The sequence below is a fragment of the Campylobacter sp. BCW_4332 genome (assembly GCF_001763175.1).
Taxonomy (GTDB): Bacteria; Campylobacterota; Campylobacteria; order Campylobacterales; family Campylobacteraceae; genus Campylobacter_D; species Campylobacter_D jejuni.
Genome location: NZ_MJYF01000050.1, coordinates 62,131 through 81,289, shown reverse-complemented (window position 1 = coordinate 81,289; position 19,159 = coordinate 62,131). Strand labels below are relative to the sequence as shown.

Genomic DNA, 19,159 nt, shown 5'->3' with positions numbered 1-19,159 from the left:
TTATTCAGTCTGTAAAGCAACTTTATTAAATCCTAAATTTTTTACACTTCTTAAGACTAAAATAACATCGTCATATTTTAAGCTTTTATCGGCGCGTATAAAAACCGGATCTTCGGTATTAAATTGTGCTTTTCTTTGAGCAAGATTGTCAGCAAAACTTATAAAATCGTATTTTTCTTGATTTAAAAAAATTTCTTTTTTTGCATTAATACTAATAATTAAACTCTTAACAGTTGGAGAGCTAGTATTTTTTTGACTACCTTGTGGAAGATTAATTTTTTCTTCATAAGTAATGCTTGGAGTTGTTACCATTAAAATCGCAAGCAATACAAGCATAATATCTACTAAAGGCGTGATATTAAGTTCAGGTTTTTCATCATCAAATGGCATTTTTAACCTTATTTACTCGAACTTATAACTTTAATCTCGCTATCAATAATGCTTAAAAGTTCGAAAGCTTTTCTTTTAATGATAAGATGAAATGTATAAGCAGGAATTGCCACTAAAATACCACAACCTGTAGCAACTAAAGCCTCGCTGATTTTAGGAGCTATGATACTTAAAGAATTTTGAGTTCCAAGCCCACCAAAAGTTTCAAGTATAGAAATAACTGTCCCAAAAAGACCTATAAAAGGTGAAGTTGAAGCAATAATACTAAGCCAAGTAAGTCCAGCAGAAGCGCGACGACTTGCTAAATTTTTATAGATTTCTAAATGATTTGAAGTTGTATCATTGCATTTTCTTAAAATCGAATCAGTACGACTTAAATCCTTCTCACCCAAGAGCAAAGTTTCTAAACTTTCTTTTTCCTTATTTCTCCATGTAGCCAAATAAGTCAATCTAGCAAACAAAATACTAAATGCTAAAATAAAATATAAAGAAAGCCATAATAAAACTATATAAGTAATAATACTTGAACTATTGAAAAAATGAAATATAGCTTCAAAATTCATTAATGCATCCTTGCATTATCAAGTTTTGAAAAAGTTGCTGCTAAAGCTGCATTATCAGAACTCATAGATTTGATCAAATCTTTTGCTTGAGCAAGATTTTTTTCAATCTCACTTTCATCACTTCCGCAAACCCAAACCGCACCCTTTGCTAACACGCAAATCTTATCTTCATCTACCTTTGCATGCCCAGCATCAATAGCAATTAATTCATGATTTAAATCAGCTTTTTCAATATCAATTACTCCAGATTTTAAAGAAGAAACCAAAGCAGCATGTCCTTTAAGCACGCCAAATTCTCCTTCACTACCCGGTAAAGTAACAGATTTTACTTCTCCTTGATAGATTACACCCAAAGGCGTAACTATCTCGAAATTAATCAAATCGTTCATAAATTAACCTTTTAATTTATCCGCTTTTGCAATAGCTTCATCTATATTTCCAACCATATAGAAAGCATTTTCTGGTAAATGATCATATTTACCTTCTAAAATTCCCTTAAATCCTGCTATTGTATCTTCAAGGCTTATATATTTTCCTGGGCTACCTGTGAAAACTTCTGCAACGAAAAATGGTTGTGATAAGAATTTTTCAATCTTTCTTGCTCTTTCAACTACAAGTTTATCCTCTTCGCTAAGCTCATCCATACCTAAAATGGCGATGATATCTTGTAAATCTTTGTATTTTTGAAGCACTGATTGAACACCACGAGCAACTTTATAATGTTCTTCTCCAATGATATTTGGGTCAAGCATTCTTGAAGTTGAGTCAAGTGGGTCAACTGCAGGATAAATACCCTTTTCAGCAATAGCTCTATTTAAAACCGTTGTAGCATCTAAGTGAGCAAAAACAGTTGCTGGAGCTGGGTCGGTTAAGTCATCAGCTGGAACGTAAACAGCTTGAACTGAAGTGATTGAGCCTTTTTTAGTTGAAGTAATTCTTTCTTGGAATTTACCCATTTCACTTGCTAAGGTTGGTTGATAACCCACAGCTGATGGAATTCTTCCTAAAAGTGCTGACATTTCAGAACCTGATTGTGAAAATCTAAAGATATTATCAATAAACATAAGCACATCAAGACCCATTTCATCTCTAAAATACTCAGCCATTGTTAAACCTGTTAAAGCAATACGATTTCTTGCCCCTGGTGGTTCATTCATTTGTCCATAACATAGAGCAACTTTGTCTAAAACATTGCTTTCTTTCATTTCATTATAAAGGTCATTTCCTTCACGAGTTCTCTCACCCACACCTGCAAATACAGAATAGCCACTATGCTTAAATGCAACATTGTGAATAAGCTCCATAATAATAACAGTCTTACCAACACCTGCACCACCAAAAAGACCTACTTTACCACCTTTTGCATAAGGAGCAAGTAAATCCACAACTTTAATCCCTGTTTCAAAAATCTCACTTTTTGTGCTTTGATCTTCAAAAGCTGGTGGATCTCTATGAATCGCCCATTTTTTATCAAAAGAAATTTCTTCACCTTCATCGATCAAATCTCCAGTAACATTGAAAATTCTTCCTAAAACTTTCTCACCAACAGGAACACTAATAGGAGCACCTAAAGCCTCAGCTTTTAAGCCCCTTACCAAACCATCTGTCATATCCATAGCAATAGTTCTAACTCTATTATCTCCTAAATGAGCTGCTACTTCTAAAACAAGTTTATGTTTTTTTCCTTCGCTTTCAAAATTTACAACAATTGCTTCATTAATTTGAGGTAAATAGTCGTTAAAATCTACATCAACAACCGGACCTAATACCTGTGAAATAAATCCTTGCATTATTTATCTTCTCCTTAAAATTTACTATTTCATTGATTCAACACCACTGATAATTTCTATAAGCTCAGTAGTAATAGATTCTTGTCTTGCTTTGTTATAAGCTAAATTTAGTTGTTTCACTCTTGCCTTTGCGTTATTAGTTGCATTATCCATAGCTTGCATTCTTGCGCTATGCTCTGCCGCCAAAGAATCGATTAACGCATAATACATATTATACTCAAAATACGTTTTCATTAAATCTTCTAAAAGCTCAGTTCCTTCCGGTTCAAGCTCTAAAAGAGAATTATGAGTCTGTTCAATACTCTTTGGTTCAACTGGAATAAGATGATTAATTTTAAGTTCTTGGGTAATCATATTTTTATAACCATTATGAACTAAAATCACTTCATCTGTATTTCCATTTAAAAAATCATCTACAGCAGCATGAATTACTTCACATGCTTTCTCATAGTCAGGACTAGAACTAAGATGGAAATATTTCTCTAACAATTCTATTTTTTGAAAATTAAAATATTCAATCCCAGTTTTACCTATAGCTCTAAGACGAATATTAATATTTTTTGCTTCATATTCTTTTAGCATTTCACTTACTGTTTTTAAAGTCTTAATATTAAAACCACCGCATAAGCCTTTATCTGCAGTGATAAATATTAAATCTACGGTTTTAATTTGTTCTTTTTTATGAAACAAAGATAAACGCACATCATCTTCATTGTGAACAATTTTATTGATCTGAAATGAAATTTCACTCAAAATTTCATCGATTTTTTGTGCATAAATTTTTGATCTTTTAGCTGCTTCTTCTGCTTTTTTTAACTTAGCAGTAGAAACTAGCTTCATAGCATTTGTAGTCTTTTGAGTGTTATGAACACTTTTAATTTTTCTTTTAATTTCTTTTAAATTAGACATAAAAGACCTTATAAATGATTTGCTTTAAACTCATTAATGGCTTTAGCTAGTTTTTCTTCCAAATCAGAATCTAAAGCTTTTTTAGAGCGAATTTGCTCAAAAATATCTGGATGTTTTGCCTCAATAAAAGGATAAATTCCATCTTCAAATTCCTTAATTCTAGAAACAGCAATATCATCTAAGAAACCTTTGGTTCCTGCAAAAATTAAAACTACTTGTTTTTCAACGCTAAGCGGAGAATAAGGTGGTTGTTTTAAGAGTTCAACCATTCTTTGTCCACGTTCAAGTTGTTTTCTACTTGCCTCATCTAAATCACTAGCAAATTGTGCAAAAGCTTGAAGCTCTCTATATTGAGCAAGGTCAAGTCTTAATGTGCCTGAAACTTGTTTTGTAGCTTTAATTTGAGCAGCCCCACCTACACGAGATACTGATAAACCAACATTAATTGCAGGACGAATTCCTGAGTTAAATAAATCAGTTTCTAAGAAAATTTGTCCATCTGTAATTGAAATAACATTAGTTGGAATATAAGCAGAAACATCTCCTGCTTGTGTTTCAATTATCGGCAATGCCGTCAAAGAACCAGCACCTAATTCATCATTTAGCTTGCTTGCTCTTTCAAGCAATCTTGAATGAAGGTAAAAAACATCGCCTGGATAAGCTTCACGACCTGGAGGACGACGTAAAATCAAAGACATTTCGCGATAAGCTACAGCATGCTTGCTCAAATCATCATAAACAATTAAAGCATGTTTTGCGTTGTCTCTAAAAAATTCACCCATGGTTACGCCAGTATATGGAGCTAAGTACTGTAAAGCCGCAGGATCTGAAGCGCCGGCATTTACAACAATGGTATATTCCATAGCACCATGTTCTTCTAGTCTTTTAACCACTTGTGCCACTGTACTTTGCTTTTGACCAATTGCAACATATATACAGATAACTCCTTGACCTCTTTGAGATATAATAGTATCAACAGCAACAGTAGTTTTACCTGTTTGTCTATCACCTATGATAAGCTCTCTTTGACCACGACCAATTGGCACAAGCGCATCAATAGCTTTAATTCCTGTATGTAAAGGCTCATGAACACTTTTTCTCGCCATAATACCTTTTGCTTTTTCTTCAACAAAACGATATTCATTAGCATTGATCACACCTTTAGCATCAATTGGCTCACCTAAAGCATTTACAACACGGCCAATCAAAGCCTCACCTACTGGAACTTTAAGTAATTTCTTAAGTCTTTTTACAGAAGCACCTTCTTTTAAACCTTCTCCTTTTCCAAGTATAACAATACCTACACTCGACTCTTCAAGGTTTAAGGCCATTCCTTTATCACCATTTTCAAACTCTACCATTTCTCCAGCCATAATATTCTTAAGTCCATATACCTTAGCAACACCATCAGCTATAGAAATAATCTTTCCTGTTTCTTCAATTTCAAGATTTAAATCAAAATTTTCAATTCTTTCTTTGATTATTGAACTGATCTCATCAGCTTTAAATTTCATTTACTTTTTCTCCTTAGATAATTTTCAATATATATTCATTTAGCTTATTTTGAAGAGCTTTCATAGAAAAAGAAAGTTCATAACCTAATTCTTCCAATTCTATTTTAATGCTATCATCTTGACTGATTTTATTATTTAATTTAATATTTGCATTAAATTTTTTGTTAAGTTTTACTTCAAGATCTTTAAGATTTTCTTGATTTAATTTTTCTTTAGAATATACAATACCAACAAAAATATTTTCTTTAAAAGCTTTTTGTCTTTCAAGTTCTTTAACTATTTGAGGAATGCATTCTAATCTTGAATTTTCAATCAAAAGTCTTAAAAAATTTTGAAAACTAGAATTTTTAATATCAAAAAAAGAATCAAGAAATTCCATTTTTCTTTCTTTTTTAATCTCATTAGATTCTATAATATTTTTAAATTTTGGCAAAACAAAAGCAGAATTTAAAATACACAAATTCTGATAAAAATCATTTATATCAGCTCTTGAAGCTATCGCTTTTGCATATCTTCTTGCAATTATATTCTCCATATTTAAGATACCTTCTTCATCATAAGTTCTATTATTTCACTCTGTTTTAATGTCATATTTGGATCAGAAAAAATTTCGTTTAAAGTATTTGATACTAATTCTTTTTCCATTTTTCTAAATTCATAATCTTTCTGTTCCTCGAAATGTTTTTGAAGTAAATCCAACTCATCTTGAGTTTCTTTCTTAATATTTTGAACTAAGATTTCAGCTTCTTTTTTTGCTGTAACTAAAGCAGCAGCAGCATTTGCTTTCGCTTCTTCAAGTTTTTTCATCGTATCTAATTTCTTAGCTTTACTTTCTAAAAGTTTTTTTTGAATTTCATCAAGCTTAGAAGAAATTTTTACAATACGGTTTTTGTAAAAATTTTTAAATGGAGTTGCAACAAAATAATACAATACAGCCACAAAAATTAGAAAATTAATAGTCCTTGGAATAATATCATATTCTCCACTACCATTTGATGCACCAAAAGCATACAAAGGTAGCAAAAATATAATAAATAATAACTTACTCATTTCTCTCCTCTTAAATTTTCTTTATGTTATTTTGCAAAGCTTGCTTAAGCTCAGGTAAATGTATGTTTAAATGTTCTTGTAACTCTTTTTTTTGAATAGCTAAATCTGCATAAAAGCTGGCCATTTTTCTTTCTAATTCTTCTTTCTTGCTTCTAAGAATTTGCTCTGCCTCTTCTTTAGCAGCAGCTATAGCACTTTGTTTGATTTTTTGAATTTCTTCTCTAGTGTTAATATGAATAACTTCTAATTCATCATTCACACATAAAACTTCTTGAGAATTTTCTTTTACTTTATTCTCATCATTTTTTATAGAATCATTTCTTTCATCCATAAATTTTAAAAGCGGCTTATACAGCATACTATTTAAAATAACTATCATAGCTAAAAAAATAGCCATAGTAGCAAGCATTATGGAAGGATGCATATCTTCAAACATAATTCTCCTTGGTTAGAATTTTTGAAGGACTATTCTACCATAAAAAAGCTAAGATTTTGGTTAAAACTTTTCAAGCATTTTGATTAATTTTTTAATTTTATCAATATTTTCTAAATGAATTACAAAATCATTATTTTTATTTTTGCAGTCAAATCCAAAGCGATTTAGTATGTGTTTTAATTTCTTTATTTCATCTTCAAATTCTTGATTAGGTAAGCTTTCATTATTTTTTATTTTTTTAACTATTTTTTCGGTATCTCTAACATTAAGTTTTTGACCTATTATACTATCAACCAACATTTTTTCATCTTTTTGATCTAAACCAACCAAAACTTTAGCATGACCCTGAGAAATTTTTCCAGAAGCAATCAACTCTTGAGTTCTAATGTCTAAATTCAGAAGTCTTAAAGTATTTGTTATTTGAGTACGAGACTTATGAATAAGTTCTGCTAAATTCTCTTGAGTAATTTTATGAACTTGCATCAAATCCTTATAAGAATTAGCAAGCTCAATAGGGTTTAAATTCTCTCTTTGTATATTTTCAATAAGAGCCAATTCTCTAAGCTTATTCTCATCAATATCAGCAATAAAAGCTAGAATTTCTTTTTTTCCTAATGCTTTCACCGCTCTTAAGCGACGTTCTCCAGCAATTAAAATAAATTTACTATTTTTTTTAAATACAATAATAGGCTGAATAAGTCCAAATTCTTTGATAGAATTAGCAAGCTCATCTAAAGCTTCTTGATCAAAATTCTTTCTTGGCTGAAATGGATTGGGTGAAATTTGATCAATTTCTATCATAGTGCTTTGATTTTTATCAAAACCCAATTCTTTACTATAAACAGTATCCATATCACTAATTAAACTGCTTAAACCCCTATCTTTATTTAACCCCATTATAATTATCCTAATATAGAATACGCCAAATTTTGATAAGCAACAGAACCTGGTGATTTAATATCATAAAGAATTATAGGCTTTCCAAAACTTGGACTTTCTGCAAGTTTTACATTGCGAGGGATCACAATAAAGTCATCTTCGTTTCCATTAATAGTAAAAAGTTGTTTTTTAAAATTTTGTTTCAAATCATCTACAACATCTTTAGAAAGATTATTTTGAGAGCTATACATTGTCGGTAAAAATCCACGAACCCTGAGTTTAGAATTAATAGTTTTTTTGATAATTTTAATTGTATTTAAAACCATAGCTACACCCTCAAGCGCATAAAATTCACACTGTATAGGGATAATTACACTATCGCTTGCTGCAAAAGCATTTATAGTAATACTTCCAAGAGCAGGTGGAGAATCAATAATAATAAAATCATACTCATCAATCACTTCTTGAATTTGATTTTTAAGCAGCATTTTTTTCTCATTATTTTCACCTTTAGCAAGCTCTTGTTCTATACCTACAAGACCTATATTTGAAGGAGCTAAATGAAGTTGTGGCAATTCTGTTTTTAAAATAATATCTGAAAGCTTTTTTCTTCCTATAAAAACATGGTAAATATTATACTCATAATTATTACGATTAAAACCAAGTCCTGTAGTCGCATTAGCTTGCGGATCAACATCAATCAAAAGTACTTTTTTCTCAGCCACAGCTAAAGAAGCGGCTAAATTTACTGCTGTTGTAGTCTTTCCTACTCCACCTTTTTGGTTTGCTATTGTAATAATTTCGCTCATCTTAAACTATACACCCTTTTATCACCTAGTAAAATTGAACCATCTTCATACAAAAAAGAATTTTCAAGTGAAAAAACTTTACCTTCATGATGGACGCTAAATTTTCTTGATTTTTCGAATTCTAACATATACTTGCTAAAAATATTCTTCCATAAAAATTTTTTTTCTACTTTTTGCAAAAACTCACTCACTAAATCTTTAAGCGAAATTTCTATATCGCATAAAGCTGTATTTTGAGGTGAAAATTTCAGATTTAAACCCATACCGCCTATGATAAAATTTGAAATTTTAGCACTTATAACCCCTCCAGCTTTTTTATCATCTAAATATAGATCGTTAGGCCATTTAAGCCAAATTTTAGAACCTTTTTCTTGTAAAACTTCTTTAAGTAAATAAGCAAAATAAATGCTCACAGAGGCCAAAGGTAAATCTTTTGGTAAATCTTCTTCTTTAATACAAAAAGAAAGATGTAAATTTCCTTTAGAGCTTTGCCAAGAATTTTCCCTGCTTCCAACTCCATTTGTTTGTTCTAAAGCATAAATAGCAAAATTTCCATCAATCTTTCCATTGCGTATTTGCTCGCATAAAAAAAGATGAGTTGAGTCTATACTTTCAACACAAACTATCTTCACTTTTAAGCCTTTTTCCATTTAAATAAGTCCTACCATCAAGAACTTTTTTTCCACTTTCTTGAAGTTTTTTAATACGCAAAACTCCTTGTTTGCAAGCAAGCAAAAAACTTTCTTTTTCTAATTCTAAAATTTCACCCATCCTAGCATTTTGTTTTAATTCATCCACAAGTTCAACTTCTAAGAATTTAAGTCCATTTTCCAAAAAAACTCCAGGCCAAGGAGTAAAAGCTAGATATTTTTGATAAAGTTCTCTTGCATTTTGCAAATTTATAAGTCCATCTTCTTTTTTGATTTTTCTACAAAGTGTTGCTAGACTTTCCTCTTGTTTTTTAGGGGTGATTTTATCGAAATTTAAAAGAGTAGAGAGGATGAGCTTAGCGGCCAAATTTGCTAAAAGTTCAAAAACTTCACTTGAATTTTTATCTTTTATATCACATTCTAAGCTTTCAAGTATAGCACCTGTGTCAAGCCCTTCTTCCATCAGCATGGTGCAAACTCCACTTTTTTCATCTTTGTTTAAAATTGCACTTTGGATCGGACTGGCACCACGGTATTTTGGAAGTAAAGAAGCGTGCAAATTCACACAAGGTGCTAAATCCAAAATGGCTTTAGGTAAAATTTTTCCATAGGCAGCAACCACGATAAAATCAGGATTTAAATCCTTAATCTCTCTTATAATATTTTCATCTTTTAAAGAACTTGGAGTAAAAATAGGAATACTAGGATAATTTTGACTTAAAAAAGCCTTAGTATCACTTGGAGTTAAAATTTGCTTTCTACCTACAGCTTTATCAGGCTGGGTAAAAAGTGCTACGAGTTTAAAATTTTCATTTTCTACTAGTGCTTTTAAAATACAAGTTGCGTAAGATGGAGTACCCATAAAAATAATTTTTTTCATTTTTTCGCTTTGTGTGAAATTAAAAGTTTTAATTATAACTTATTTGATTTTAAAAGAGAATTTAATAAATTAATCACTCAAACAAAGTTCCACCTATTTGTTTATCTTCTAATAAAAATGTCTTTGCCGCACTTAAATCAAATCCACTTGCTAAAAACATTTTTTTATTGTGTTCAAGTAAAAATTTAGCTGCTTTAAGTTTGGTTACTATACCGCCTGTTCCGTGTTCACTGCCTGTTTTTATGGTTGCTTGTAGCCATTCTTCTTTAATATGAGTGATTTTTTCTAAACGCTTTGCATCACTAAATTCACTAGGATTTTTATCATAAAATCCATCAATATCGCTTAAAATCACAAGCAAATCCGCATCAAAAAAATGCGTAGCATAAGCACTTAAGCTATCATTATCACCAAAGACAATTTCTTCTATAGCTGTAGCGTCATTTTCATTGATAATAGGCAAAATTCCTAAATTTATCATCATATCGATAGCATTTTTTGCGTGTTTGGTAGCTTTTCTAGAGTCAAAATCCTTACCTGTAAGTAAAATTTGTCCACCTAGTTTATTAAATTTGGCTAAAAGCTCGTTATAAACACTGATTAAAAAAGGTTGTCCAATAGCGGCTAAAACTTGTTTATTAATGAGGTTTTTTCTATCGATATCTAGTTTGGTGTGTCCTGCTGAAATAGCCGCTGAAGTTACTAAAATCACTTCATATTTTTCCATGAGTTTAGCTAAAAATGCGACTAAATTTTTAAGACGCTCAAAACTTAAAGTGTTTTCTTCGCTAATCACATGAGAACCCACTTTAACAACTATTCTTTTCATGCTTATTCCTTGAAAAATTTTTATAATTTTAGCCAAAATTTCATATAAACTAGTTATTTTTTGAAAAAATAGGGAGTGTTTGAAATTTTTAATATAAAACACTTCCTAGATTGTTAAAATTTTTATTTGTTATTTCTTAAAGTTTTAATTTCTTCTAAAAGCATGAATTTAAGTTCTTTAAGTCCTGTTTTTTCAAGGCTTGAGACTTTGATTAAAAAGCTTTGCGGATTATTTATTTCTTTGAGATAATTTTCTAACTCATTAATGTTTAAAGCAATTTGCTCGGCAAATTCTTCTCCTAAATTAACACTATCACTTTTTGAAATCATGATGCCAAATTTACGCCCAAAAAGTTCATTGGAAAATTTTTCAAGTTCTTTTCTTAGTACTATAAATTGTTCTTTTAAAGGCATTTCTCTCATAGGATCAAGCACGAAAAGTAAAAAGCTCGTTCTTTCTATGTGCTTTAAAAAGGCAAGTCCTAAGCCTTTACCCCCACTTGCTCCTTCGATAATCCCTGGAATATCAGCCATAACAAAGGAATTATACTCATCTACATCTACGAGTCCAAGTTTTGGAGTAAGGGTGGTAAATTCATAATTTGCAATTTCAGGTTTTGCATTTGAAACAACGCTTATAAGAGTAGATTTTCCCACATTTGGAAAGCCCACAAGCCCTACATCGGCAATAAGTTTAAGTTCAAGTCTAACTAAGCGACTTTCTCCTTTTATACCAGGTTGTGCGTAATCGGGGCGTTGATTAGTGGCGTGTTTAAAATGAGTGTTGCCAAGTCCGCCTTTTCCACCTTTTAAAAAAAGCTCTTTTTGTCCTTCTTTGGTAAGATCGAGTAAAATTTCATTAGTTTGTGCATCGATAACTTGCGTTCCTTCGGGCACTATAAGTTCTAAATTTTCACCCTTTTTGCCATTTTTATTGCGTCCCATTCCACCAGCACCATTTTGTGCGCGTAATTCTCTTTTGCCTTTGAAATTTACAAGAGTGTGGGTATTATTATCACATACGAAAATAATATCGCCACCATTTCCACCATCTCCTCCATCAGGGCCACCAAGTGGAACATGTTTTTCACGGCGAAAACTTACAGCACCTTTACCACCATCGCCTGAAGCTAAAGTAATTTTAACACTATCAATAAACATTTAAATTGCCTTTGACTTTAAATTTATAAAGCTAAATTTGAGTAAATAAAAGAAGTTAAATTTATAAATTTAAAGTTTTCAAGACGCTAAAAAGCGTCCTAAAAACTTATGCAGGATATACAGAAACTTTTTTTCTGTCTTTGTCTTTTCTTTCGAATTTTACAAAACCATCAATCAAAGCAAAGATAGTATGATCTTTTCCCATACCTACATTGTTACCTGCATGAGTTGCAGTTCCTCTTTGGCGGATGATGATATTTCCAGCTCTAACAAACTCGCCACCAAATTTTTTAACACCTAAACGACGACCTATAGAATCGCGGTTATTTTGAGTTGAACCTTGACCTTTCTTGTGTGCCATTCTTTACTCCTTAAGCTTTGATATCTTTTACTACAACGCGAGTAAATTGTCTTCTAAAACCGCGTTTGAGTTTAGAATCTTTTCTGCGTCTTTTTTTGTAAATCACAACTTTTTTATCTTTTCCGTGATTGATCACTTCCAAAACAACTTTTGCACCTGCTACGAAAGGCGCACCTACCTTTAATTCTTTATCATTGATAGCAAGAACTTCGCTTACTTCAATACTTGCTTTGCTTTCAGCTTCAAAGTGATCTAGTTTTAGCTCATCGCCAACACTTACTTTGTATTGCTTTCCGCTGTGTTTGATAATAGCATACATTGCTTTTCCTTATAAATTGGTAGTACCATAAAGCACCGCAATAACGGATTTAAAAGCTTTAGTGGTTTAATAAAATTTTGATTTTACAAAATTTTTCTTTAATTTTTGATGAATTTAAGAAAGGATTTAGAGTTTGAGAAAAATCAAACTCTAAAAATTTAAAAGCCTAGATTTACTCCGCCACCTTCTTGGGTTTCATAATTTGCATCACGACCTATAGTATAACCATTTCCACTATTGCTACCAATTAAAGGTCTACAAATATCGCCTACTTTTACACTACCTTCTGTGATTTTTGCATAAGAAAGTTTAGGGCTTGTGCGAGTGATTTCAATACTTCCTGTTTTGCTTTCTACTCTTCCTGTATTTTCTTTTGTATAAGCATCTTTTATAACCTTCCCAAGAGCAAAACATTCATAAATATCACCTTGATTTAAGCTTTGAGAAAATACTACTTCATTGTTTTCAACGCTTGCAACTTTCAAAGGATAAATTGCATTTAAAATATCTCCTGCAATACGATTTGCAATTTGTTTGAGTGCAGCTTCATTGGCGCTAAGGCTATCGTCTTTAATGTTAACTTTCATACTTAAAGTATTAGAAAATTTAATTTGTCTTGTAGCAAATAAAAACACACGATAATCTACGATAACTTCAATTTCAGTTTTGCTTTTTCCTGTTAAATTGCTTGTTTTTTGCTTACCTTCAAGTCCTGAAATAGAAAACAATAAAATATAATCTGTTGCTAACACATTTTTAAGTTTATAAACTTCATCGCTAGCTGCGTCGCCACTTTTGATTAAAGCTTTTTCCATTTCATAATAGCCACTAGAATCACGGTCTAAAACATTAAATTTACGACTTTGCAATAAATCAGAAATGATTTTTTGTTGCAAAGCTGAGCCTATGCCTCTTTTTGCAGCATCTGGAGTAGAATCAAAAACAGTAATACTTCTTCTATTATCTGCACTTAAACCTGGAACTTGATACTTTTTTGTTGTTGTGGTTTTAAAAATCGTTACATTGGCTGTATATTTATTTGCATCTTGTTCAACACTATTGATTTCATAAGTATCGGCTCTACCTTTGGTGGCTTTTGAAATTTGCTCGCTGTAATTATCTTGTATGTTTGAACCTGAATTATCAGTTGAAACGCTAGTGTTAGATTTCTTAAGAGAATTGATGCTTACTCCGCTCATTTTTCCTATAGCTTCTATAATGGCATTGTTTATCGCATCTTCCCTAGTTAAACCTGTGCCTTCGCCTGTGCTTGATTTTGTTGAAGTTGTGGTTATAACTTTAGCATTAAGACTTAGGCTTAAAAATAAGCCTAAAAAAAGAATTTTAGTTATTTTCATCTTTTACCTTTAAAAATCATCCATGCTATTTACAACATTAGAACTTCTTTGTATGCTAGAAGATTTTTTAGCTTCATTTTTTGTTGCATTTGACTTTGAATTTAAAGCCTCATTTGTGTTGGCTAAATTTTCATAAGAATAAAATCTCACAGCTCCTACATGTTCAATACCATTTTCACTTGTATAGCTCCATTTTTTAAGAGTACGAATACCACGAATTTTACCGCTTGCGCTTGCTTTTATTTTACTATTTACTTTATCAATAATATTTGTTATGTTTTGAGTTTGTTCTTGAGTGGAACTATCATTAACATTAATACTTTGTTTGATGATTTCCTCGTAAGTATCACCAGTTGTTCTTTCATCTTTAAGACTTAAATTTGTATTAATAAACTCTATAATAGCAGCATCAGCCATAGCAAGTGCTGTTTCTTTGGCTCTATCTTCTAAAATATTTGTTTTTTTAGCATTGCTAGGATCTGCTACATAACCCCAGTTTCCATAACTTAAAATAATAGGCGCACCATTTTCATCATAAACTAAGCGAATTCCATATTCATTTAAAAAGCCTTTTGTATCTTTTGGCAGATACTCACTTATTGCCTTGCCTTTACCCTTAATAGCACTCTGTCTTGCTAGTGCCATATCTTTTGCTAATTGGCGAGTTTTATTGGAAATAACAGCAATAACACCTACATCATACTCACCTCTTCTTTGTGTAACTATAGTTTGCACAGGAACAAGTCCACTCATAGAACCTATGGCATTTGTCATAGTTTTGTTAAGAAATTCTTGCTTTAATAAAGTCTTTTTTCTGTCTTCGCTTAAAGAATTTGCATCTATACCTAAATCTTTTAATGCCTTATCAAGCTGAGCACCAGCTAATTGTGTAAGTTTATTTAAAATTTGATCAACCTTATCACCTTTTGGCAATTCATCAAATTCCTTAGCATTAGTAGAATTGTCTGCTTCATAATTTTGAATCCTGCTTGTAGCAATTCTTCCAAAAGCATCTCTTATAAATTCGCTTTGCAAATTTAACATTGCTTTTTGATAAGCATTTTGTAAAGCTTGTGCAAATTGTGGATCAGTATCATTTACAGCAACAGTACTTTTTCCCGTATAAAAAGTTTTTCCATCTTTGGTTATACCATATTCTATACCGAAATTATCGGCAAATTCTTCAAAAAAATCTTCAATTGATTTTGGGGTAATATCCTTAGTACTTGCATCAGACATTTCATTTTGAGTATTTATATCTTGTTGTGTAATTTCTACAGGCTGGGAACCTTGTGCATAAAGTAAACTTGCCATAACTAAAGAGCCAATAAATAATATTTTTTTCATTTCATATCCTTTTAAAAATCATAAAAAAAGCTCAAGCTAAACACTTGAGCTAAAAATTTTATTCATAAATTAATTTTTTATTTTACCAAGTAACTGATTTACTAGAACCAGTTTTATCAATAGTTTGCTCATCTTCCCAATAAACTAAACCTGATGTTAAATCAGTAAGTCTTAGTAAGAAAAAGTATTCTACTTGAGTTTTACCATTGCTAAGTTTTACATTATCTTGTCTAATTTTACCCGCAAGAGAAAAATCAGGCGATACCAATGTCCCTTTTTTTGCTATGGTTTTTTGATTAAACTCATCATTATCTCTTAATTCTCTTACATCTTCACTCATGCTATCAAGCGCTCCGCCTGCAGCAACTGCCGAAGTTAGAACAAATTTACCTGATTTTCTTAATGCAGAAGTAATTTTTGCGGTGAGTTTTTCAGTATCGATTCTTTGCGGGGTATCATTCACAACCCTACCAATAGCAATAACCTTTCTTGTACCTGGTTTAATATTTGCAAAAGCAGGATCGCTTAACATACTATTTATCATAGTTTCAGCTGCACTTTCAAAATCTTGTCTATCAAGACCCAAGGTTAAAGCATCGCCTTTTTTTACCTGACTTGCCTTTCCATCTGTATAAGCTGTTTGCGCACAACCACTAAAAAGCAAAGCTCCAATAAGAGCTGTTCCTAAAATTTTTGTTTTTTTCATGATTTATCCTTCCTAAAATGAGATTAATTTTTTGCTTTAATTTCTAATCTAAAATCCTTCGCTCTTATATCAGATGCAAGTTTACGAAGAATTACCTCTTGTCCTGCTGGAATTCTAAGGGCTTGATAATCCTCATTTAAAACATCTCTTAGCACAAAACCATCTTTATCTAACCAATCTACTTTATAAATTACATCTTTAGCAAAAGTACTGCGTAAAATCACTTCAAATTCTAAATAACCATTGCTATTTATACGCTTTTGAAATTGTTTTACTAAACTTTTTGGTAAATTTGAACCTAAAATTACAGTATTTTGATTTGAATTTATTTGATAACTTGGTGCACAAGCACTAAGTAAAAACATTAAAATAAATAAAATAATTTTTTTCATCTTTTAGCCTTATTTTTCCATGATAGCAACACTTGCAGGTAAATACGGAGCAAAAGAACGCACTACAACAAGAGCATTTTTATTTTTATCCAATGATTTTTGAAACAAAATATTGCCTTGTGGATCTTTGATTTCTAAATTTCCGTCGTTTTCTATTGTTGCTATGGCAATACTTTTTGGTAAACCTCTCCAAGAACGCACATCAGCTTTGTTGGTTGCAGCAGTTGCTACTGCTGTTGCAAGACTTAGCCATCCACCTGTAGAGTCATTATTTGCAACAGTTACATTTAAAGTGGTTTTAATTATAGTTTGAGCTAAGGCTTTAGCAATCATTGCAGGCATATTTATTTTAAATTCAGTAGCGACAATATTGTCTAAATCTACAAAATCATTTGTATTTTGACCATTTATATTTAAATTTGCAAAAGAAGCTTCCCTTTTTTTCAAGGTTTGTAAAGCAATATTTGTGCTAATAATTTTTTTATCCACTATAAAAGGTAAGGTTAAAGCAAATTCATCCTTAACTACACCAAATCCATTTTCATAAACTACAAAAACATATTTTTTAGCTTTTTTGACTTTTATTTTTGTGGCATATTCTTTAAAAATTTTAGCCTCTTTTTTGATAGTTTTATTTTTTGGATAAATAATAGCTACTTCTCTAAATAAATCTGCAGCTTTTCTATAATCTTTATCCATAAAGAAAAATATTGAAGCAAGATAAGTCGCATAAGGATTTATGAAATTTTTTGTTGTATCAAATTCTTTAAATAAGTTGTCATATTGCTCTTCTATAACTTTTGAATTTTCATTCATATTTTTATCATAATTTTTATCTTCTTTTGCCTTATCTAAATCAGCACGATTTTTTTCAATTTCTTTAGCAAAATATTCTTTTGCCTTATCTTGACGCATTAAAGCACGATTAAACTCAACTCTTGCATTTTCATAATCATCTTCTTCCATATAGTTTAGAGCTTTATATATATTAACCATAATTCTTTCATATAAAGAACCATCATAATCAACTATAGTATCATTAAGCAAGGTTGTACCAACAAATTTAGTTGCTTTAGAGCCTACATTTTCTAAATCCACATCATATTTATAAGATTCTTCCGCAGCATCAAAAAATACATTACTTTTGTTAAAATCACCACAATTTCTAGCAATCAAACCTGCATTTAATCCTGTATAAATGACATCATCATTTTTTTTAATTTTTTCTAAATTTTGATTGAAAAAATCATCACCACAATATTTTTGTGTTAAAGCATTTTCAAATGTTGTATTTTGTTTAACCTGATTAACACAAGCTGTTAAAAAAAGGCAAACAATACCTGAAAAAATCAACCCAACTTTTATCTTCATTAAATTCCTTTCTTAAAGAAAATTAAAAATGAATATTATAGCGTAGTATATACTTAAAAACTAATGAAAAAATTTTCACCCTAGGAGAAAAACCTAGGGTTTGATTTAAATAAGCATAGGAGCTAATACAAAGCCTAATGCTACAGCAATTGCAATAGCTAAAACTCCTGGTATAAAGAAAGAGTGATTAAATATAAATTTACCAATTCTAGTCGTTCCTGTATCATCCATTTGCACAGCGCCAAGTAAGGTTGGATAAGTTGGAAGCACAAAAAGTGCTGAAACTGCTGCAAAACAAGCTACAAGCATATAAGAATCATGCGGATTTGTTGCTGAAATTCCTAAAGCGGTGATAATTACAGGTACAATGGCCTTTGCGGTTGCTGCTTGAGAATATAAAAGCATACTTGCAAAGAAAAATGCAACTGCTAACATAGCAGGGGTTTGTTTAACCCAGTCGCCTGCTACTTCTTTAATAGAAGCTTCGTGTCCTGCAACAAAAGTATTTCCAAGCCATGCTACACCAAAAACACAAACACAAGCAGTCATACCACTTTTAAATACACTGGTATCAAGAATTTTACCTGGTTCAACTTTACAAAGCCAAGTGATCAAAGTTGCTGCAGTAAGTAAAAAGCTCATAATAGCTGCATCTCTTGGAACCACAACAGGATCGATCCATTTAATATTGCTCGAAATTGCGGTTGCATAAAGTACAACTGCCAAAACAGTGATCAAGAAAATTCCTACTGAAAGCTTAGCACCTGGTTTATCTTCACCATGTAAAATAGCTCCTGCATCTTTAACAAGTCCTGCTTTTAAGCGTTCTTGATAAACGCTATCTTTGCTTAAATCCATAGGAGTGATTAAACTCACTATAAAAGCTGTAAGCATACAAGCTATAAAAGTTGTACTGATCCAAATTCCAATTAAAGTTGGATAATTCCATCCAAGTGGCTCTAAAACGCCGCTCATATAAACCACAGCTGCACTCACAGGAGAAGCAGTGATTCCAATTTGCGAAGAAACAACCATTAATGAAAGTGGAACACTAGGTTTTATGTTTTGAGATTTTGCAACATCAACTACAACAGGCATTAAAGAAAATACTGCATTTCCTGTTCCTGCTAAGATTGTAAGCAACCATCCACAAGCTGGAGCTAAATAATTTATAAATTTAGGGCTTGATCTTAAAATTTTTTCTGTCACCCTTACCATATAATCAAGTCCACCTGCTTGTTGCATAGCAGAAATTGCTGCAATAGCTGCAGCAATAATTAAAATAACATCCCAAGGAATATTACCAGGTTTCATACCTAAAACAAGTCCTAGTATAACTACACCCAATCCTCCAGCATAACCTATAGCAATACCGCCTAGGCGAATACCGATAAAAATTGCCCCAAGAAGGACGATTACTTGCAAAATTATCATTATATCCATATT

At 31.4% G+C, this 19,159-nt stretch carries 23 protein-coding genes; all 23 read right to left on the bottom strand.

From position 1 onward, the window contains the following. Complete coding sequence (locus AJN64_RS05680; RefSeq protein ID WP_002881395.1) at nucleotides 1-390, bottom strand: ExbD/TolR family protein; 390 nt, start codon at nucleotides 388-390, stop codon at nucleotides 1-3. Between the two features lie 8 nt (nucleotides 391-398). Beyond that, nucleotides 399-953 carry a MotA/TolQ/ExbB proton channel family protein gene (locus AJN64_RS05675; protein ID WP_002854361.1) on the bottom strand — a complete coding sequence of 185 codons (555 nt, stop codon included), beginning with the start codon at nucleotides 951-953 and terminating at the stop codon, nucleotides 399-401. After that, the gene (gene atpC, locus AJN64_RS05670) at nucleotides 953-1,342 is read right to left on the bottom strand and encodes an ATP synthase F1 subunit epsilon (RefSeq protein WP_002851752.1); all 390 of its coding nucleotides are present in this window, start codon (nucleotides 1,340-1,342) and stop codon (nucleotides 953-955) included. Before atpC ends, AJN64_RS05675 begins: the two co-directional genes overlap by 1 nt. Before the next feature lie 3 nt (nucleotides 1,343-1,345). Then, on the bottom strand, nucleotides 1,346-2,743 hold the full coding sequence (atpD, locus tag AJN64_RS05665; protein WP_002852005.1) for a F0F1 ATP synthase subunit beta: 1,398 nt from the start codon (nucleotides 2,741-2,743) through the stop codon (nucleotides 1,346-1,348). A 24-nt stretch (nucleotides 2,744-2,767) separates the two neighbouring features. Further along, nucleotides 2,768-3,652 (bottom strand): ATP synthase F1 subunit gamma, encoded by an 885-nt coding sequence (atpG, locus tag AJN64_RS05660; RefSeq protein ID WP_002860587.1) that lies wholly within the window; start codon nucleotides 3,650-3,652, stop codon nucleotides 2,768-2,770. Between the two features lie 8 nt (nucleotides 3,653-3,660). Next, nucleotides 3,661-5,166, bottom strand: coding sequence for a F0F1 ATP synthase subunit alpha (gene atpA / locus AJN64_RS05655; protein ID WP_002881387.1), 1,506 nt, complete (start codon nucleotides 5,164-5,166; stop codon nucleotides 3,661-3,663). A 13-nt stretch (nucleotides 5,167-5,179) separates the two neighbouring features. Further along, on the bottom strand, nucleotides 5,180-5,701 hold the full coding sequence (locus AJN64_RS05650; protein WP_002871100.1) for a F0F1 ATP synthase subunit delta: 522 nt from the start codon (nucleotides 5,699-5,701) through the stop codon (nucleotides 5,180-5,182). Between the two features lie 2 nt (nucleotides 5,702-5,703). Further along, complete coding sequence (locus AJN64_RS05645; RefSeq protein ID WP_070292790.1) at nucleotides 5,704-6,216, bottom strand: F0F1 ATP synthase subunit B; 513 nt, start codon at nucleotides 6,214-6,216, stop codon at nucleotides 5,704-5,706. Nucleotides 6,217-6,226: 10 nt separating this feature from the next. Next, complete coding sequence (locus tag AJN64_RS05640) at nucleotides 6,227-6,652, bottom strand: FoF1 ATP synthase subunit B' (protein WP_002873443.1); 426 nt, start codon at nucleotides 6,650-6,652, stop codon at nucleotides 6,227-6,229. Nucleotides 6,653-6,712: 60 nt separating this feature from the next. After that, a complete protein-coding gene (locus tag AJN64_RS05635; protein WP_044779401.1) occupies nucleotides 6,713-7,549 on the bottom strand; it encodes a ParB/RepB/Spo0J family partition protein in 837 nt (278 codons plus the stop codon). 5 nt (nucleotides 7,550-7,554) lie between these two features. Further along, complete coding sequence (locus AJN64_RS05630; RefSeq protein ID WP_002851697.1) at nucleotides 7,555-8,340, bottom strand: ParA family protein; 786 nt, start codon at nucleotides 8,338-8,340, stop codon at nucleotides 7,555-7,557. Then, nucleotides 8,337-8,990, bottom strand: a complete 654-nt coding sequence (locus AJN64_RS05625; RefSeq protein WP_002860934.1) for a biotin--[acetyl-CoA-carboxylase] ligase — start codon at nucleotides 8,988-8,990, stop codon at nucleotides 8,337-8,339. The genes AJN64_RS05630 and AJN64_RS05625 overlap by 4 nt, the downstream gene beginning before the upstream one ends. After that, complete coding sequence (fmt, locus tag AJN64_RS05620) at nucleotides 8,953-9,870, bottom strand: methionyl-tRNA formyltransferase (protein ID WP_002881381.1); 918 nt, start codon at nucleotides 9,868-9,870, stop codon at nucleotides 8,953-8,955. Before fmt ends, AJN64_RS05625 begins: the two co-directional genes overlap by 38 nt. A gap of 73 nt (nucleotides 9,871-9,943) precedes the next feature. Beyond that, entirely contained in the window at nucleotides 9,944-10,699 is a 756-nt protein-coding gene (gene proB, locus AJN64_RS05615; protein ID WP_002871097.1) for a glutamate 5-kinase, read from the bottom strand. 122 nt (nucleotides 10,700-10,821) lie between these two features. Next, on the bottom strand, nucleotides 10,822-11,859 hold the full coding sequence (gene obgE, locus AJN64_RS05610) for a GTPase ObgE (protein ID WP_002860931.1): 1,038 nt from the start codon (nucleotides 11,857-11,859) through the stop codon (nucleotides 10,822-10,824). 106 nt (nucleotides 11,860-11,965) lie between these two features. Continuing rightward, nucleotides 11,966-12,220, bottom strand: coding sequence for a 50S ribosomal protein L27 (gene rpmA / locus AJN64_RS05605; protein ID WP_002800974.1), 255 nt, complete (start codon nucleotides 12,218-12,220; stop codon nucleotides 11,966-11,968). A gap of 10 nt (nucleotides 12,221-12,230) precedes the next feature. Continuing rightward, nucleotides 12,231-12,539, bottom strand: coding sequence for a 50S ribosomal protein L21 (gene rplU, locus AJN64_RS05600; protein ID WP_002778820.1), 309 nt, complete (start codon nucleotides 12,537-12,539; stop codon nucleotides 12,231-12,233). Between the two features lie 158 nt (nucleotides 12,540-12,697). After that, nucleotides 12,698-13,897 carry a CsgG/HfaB family protein gene (locus tag AJN64_RS05595; protein ID WP_070292789.1) on the bottom strand — a complete coding sequence of 400 codons (1,200 nt, stop codon included), beginning with the start codon at nucleotides 13,895-13,897 and terminating at the stop codon, nucleotides 12,698-12,700. Between the two features lie 9 nt (nucleotides 13,898-13,906). After that, nucleotides 13,907-15,244 carry a DUF6844 domain-containing protein gene (locus tag AJN64_RS05590; protein ID WP_002871095.1) on the bottom strand — a complete coding sequence of 446 codons (1,338 nt, stop codon included), beginning with the start codon at nucleotides 15,242-15,244 and terminating at the stop codon, nucleotides 13,907-13,909. Between the two features lie 82 nt (nucleotides 15,245-15,326). Continuing rightward, nucleotides 15,327-15,950, bottom strand: a complete 624-nt coding sequence (gene lpoB / locus AJN64_RS05585) for a penicillin-binding protein activator LpoB (protein ID WP_002851945.1) — start codon at nucleotides 15,948-15,950, stop codon at nucleotides 15,327-15,329. A gap of 23 nt (nucleotides 15,951-15,973) precedes the next feature. Beyond that, nucleotides 15,974-16,342, bottom strand: coding sequence for a YcfL family protein (locus AJN64_RS05580; RefSeq protein ID WP_002857767.1), 369 nt, complete (start codon nucleotides 16,340-16,342; stop codon nucleotides 15,974-15,976). A 9-nt stretch (nucleotides 16,343-16,351) separates the two neighbouring features. Then, complete coding sequence (locus AJN64_RS05575; RefSeq protein WP_070292788.1) at nucleotides 16,352-17,713, bottom strand: COG3014 family protein; 1,362 nt, start codon at nucleotides 17,711-17,713, stop codon at nucleotides 16,352-16,354. Nucleotides 17,714-17,818: 105 nt separating this feature from the next. Next, nucleotides 17,819-19,156, bottom strand: coding sequence for an anaerobic C4-dicarboxylate transporter (locus tag AJN64_RS05570; RefSeq protein WP_070292787.1), 1,338 nt, complete (start codon nucleotides 19,154-19,156; stop codon nucleotides 17,819-17,821). Nucleotides 19,157-19,159 lie beyond the last annotated feature (3 nt).

Excerpts from the sequence above, each read along its gene's own strand:
- AJN64_RS05580 (WP_002857767.1), bottom strand. The coding sequence starts at position 16,342 with ATGAAAAAAATTATTTTATTTATTTTAATGTTTTTACTTAGTGCTTGT.
- AJN64_RS05650 (WP_002871100.1), bottom strand. The coding sequence starts at position 5,701 with ATGGAGAATATAATTGCAAGAAGATATGCAAAAGCGATAGCTTCAAGA.
- atpD (WP_002852005.1), bottom strand. The coding sequence starts at position 2,743 with ATGCAAGGATTTATTTCACAGGTATTAGGTCCGGTTGTTGATGTAGAT.
- AJN64_RS05640 (WP_002873443.1), bottom strand. The coding sequence starts at position 6,652 with ATGTTTGAAGATATGCATCCTTCCATAATGCTTGCTACTATGGCTATT.
- AJN64_RS05680 (WP_002881395.1), bottom strand. The coding sequence starts at position 390 with ATGCCATTTGATGATGAAAAACCTGAACTTAATATCACGCCTTTAGTA.
- fmt (WP_002881381.1), bottom strand. The coding sequence starts at position 9,870 with ATGAAAAAAATTATTTTTATGGGTACTCCATCTTACGCAACTTGTATT.
- AJN64_RS05630 (WP_002851697.1), bottom strand. The coding sequence starts at position 8,340 with ATGAGCGAAATTATTACAATAGCAAACCAAAAAGGTGGAGTAGGAAAG.
- atpA (WP_002881387.1), bottom strand. The coding sequence starts at position 5,166 with ATGAAATTTAAAGCTGATGAGATCAGTTCAATAATCAAAGAAAGAATT.
- AJN64_RS05575 (WP_070292788.1), bottom strand. The coding sequence starts at position 17,713 with ATGAAGATAAAAGTTGGGTTGATTTTTTCAGGTATTGTTTGCCTTTTT.
- AJN64_RS05590 (WP_002871095.1), bottom strand. The coding sequence starts at position 15,244 with ATGAAAAAAATATTATTTATTGGCTCTTTAGTTATGGCAAGTTTACTT.
- lpoB (WP_002851945.1), bottom strand. The coding sequence starts at position 15,950 with ATGAAAAAAACAAAAATTTTAGGAACAGCTCTTATTGGAGCTTTGCTT.
- rplU (WP_002778820.1), bottom strand. The coding sequence starts at position 12,539 with ATGTATGCTATTATCAAACACAGCGGAAAGCAATACAAAGTAAGTGTT.
- proB (WP_002871097.1), bottom strand. The coding sequence starts at position 10,699 with ATGAAAAGAATAGTTGTTAAAGTGGGTTCTCATGTGATTAGCGAAGAA.
- AJN64_RS05675 (WP_002854361.1), bottom strand. The coding sequence starts at position 953 with ATGAATTTTGAAGCTATATTTCATTTTTTCAATAGTTCAAGTATTATT.
- AJN64_RS05645 (WP_070292790.1), bottom strand. The coding sequence starts at position 6,216 with ATGAGTAAGTTATTATTTATTATATTTTTGCTACCTTTGTATGCTTTT.
- AJN64_RS05625 (WP_002860934.1), bottom strand. The coding sequence starts at position 8,990 with ATGGAAAAAGGCTTAAAAGTGAAGATAGTTTGTGTTGAAAGTATAGAC.
- rpmA (WP_002800974.1), bottom strand. The coding sequence starts at position 12,220 with ATGGCACACAAGAAAGGTCAAGGTTCAACTCAAAATAACCGCGATTCT.
- AJN64_RS05595 (WP_070292789.1), bottom strand. The coding sequence starts at position 13,897 with ATGAAAATAACTAAAATTCTTTTTTTAGGCTTATTTTTAAGCCTAAGT.
- atpG (WP_002860587.1), bottom strand. The coding sequence starts at position 3,652 with ATGTCTAATTTAAAAGAAATTAAAAGAAAAATTAAAAGTGTTCATAAC.
- obgE (WP_002860931.1), bottom strand. The coding sequence starts at position 11,859 with ATGTTTATTGATAGTGTTAAAATTACTTTAGCTTCAGGCGATGGTGGT.
- atpC (WP_002851752.1), bottom strand. The coding sequence starts at position 1,342 with ATGAACGATTTGATTAATTTCGAGATAGTTACGCCTTTGGGTGTAATC.
- AJN64_RS05635 (WP_044779401.1), bottom strand. The coding sequence starts at position 7,549 with ATGGGGTTAAATAAAGATAGGGGTTTAAGCAGTTTAATTAGTGATATG.
- AJN64_RS05570 (WP_070292787.1), bottom strand. The coding sequence starts at position 19,156 with ATGGATATAATGATAATTTTGCAAGTAATCGTCCTTCTTGGGGCAATT.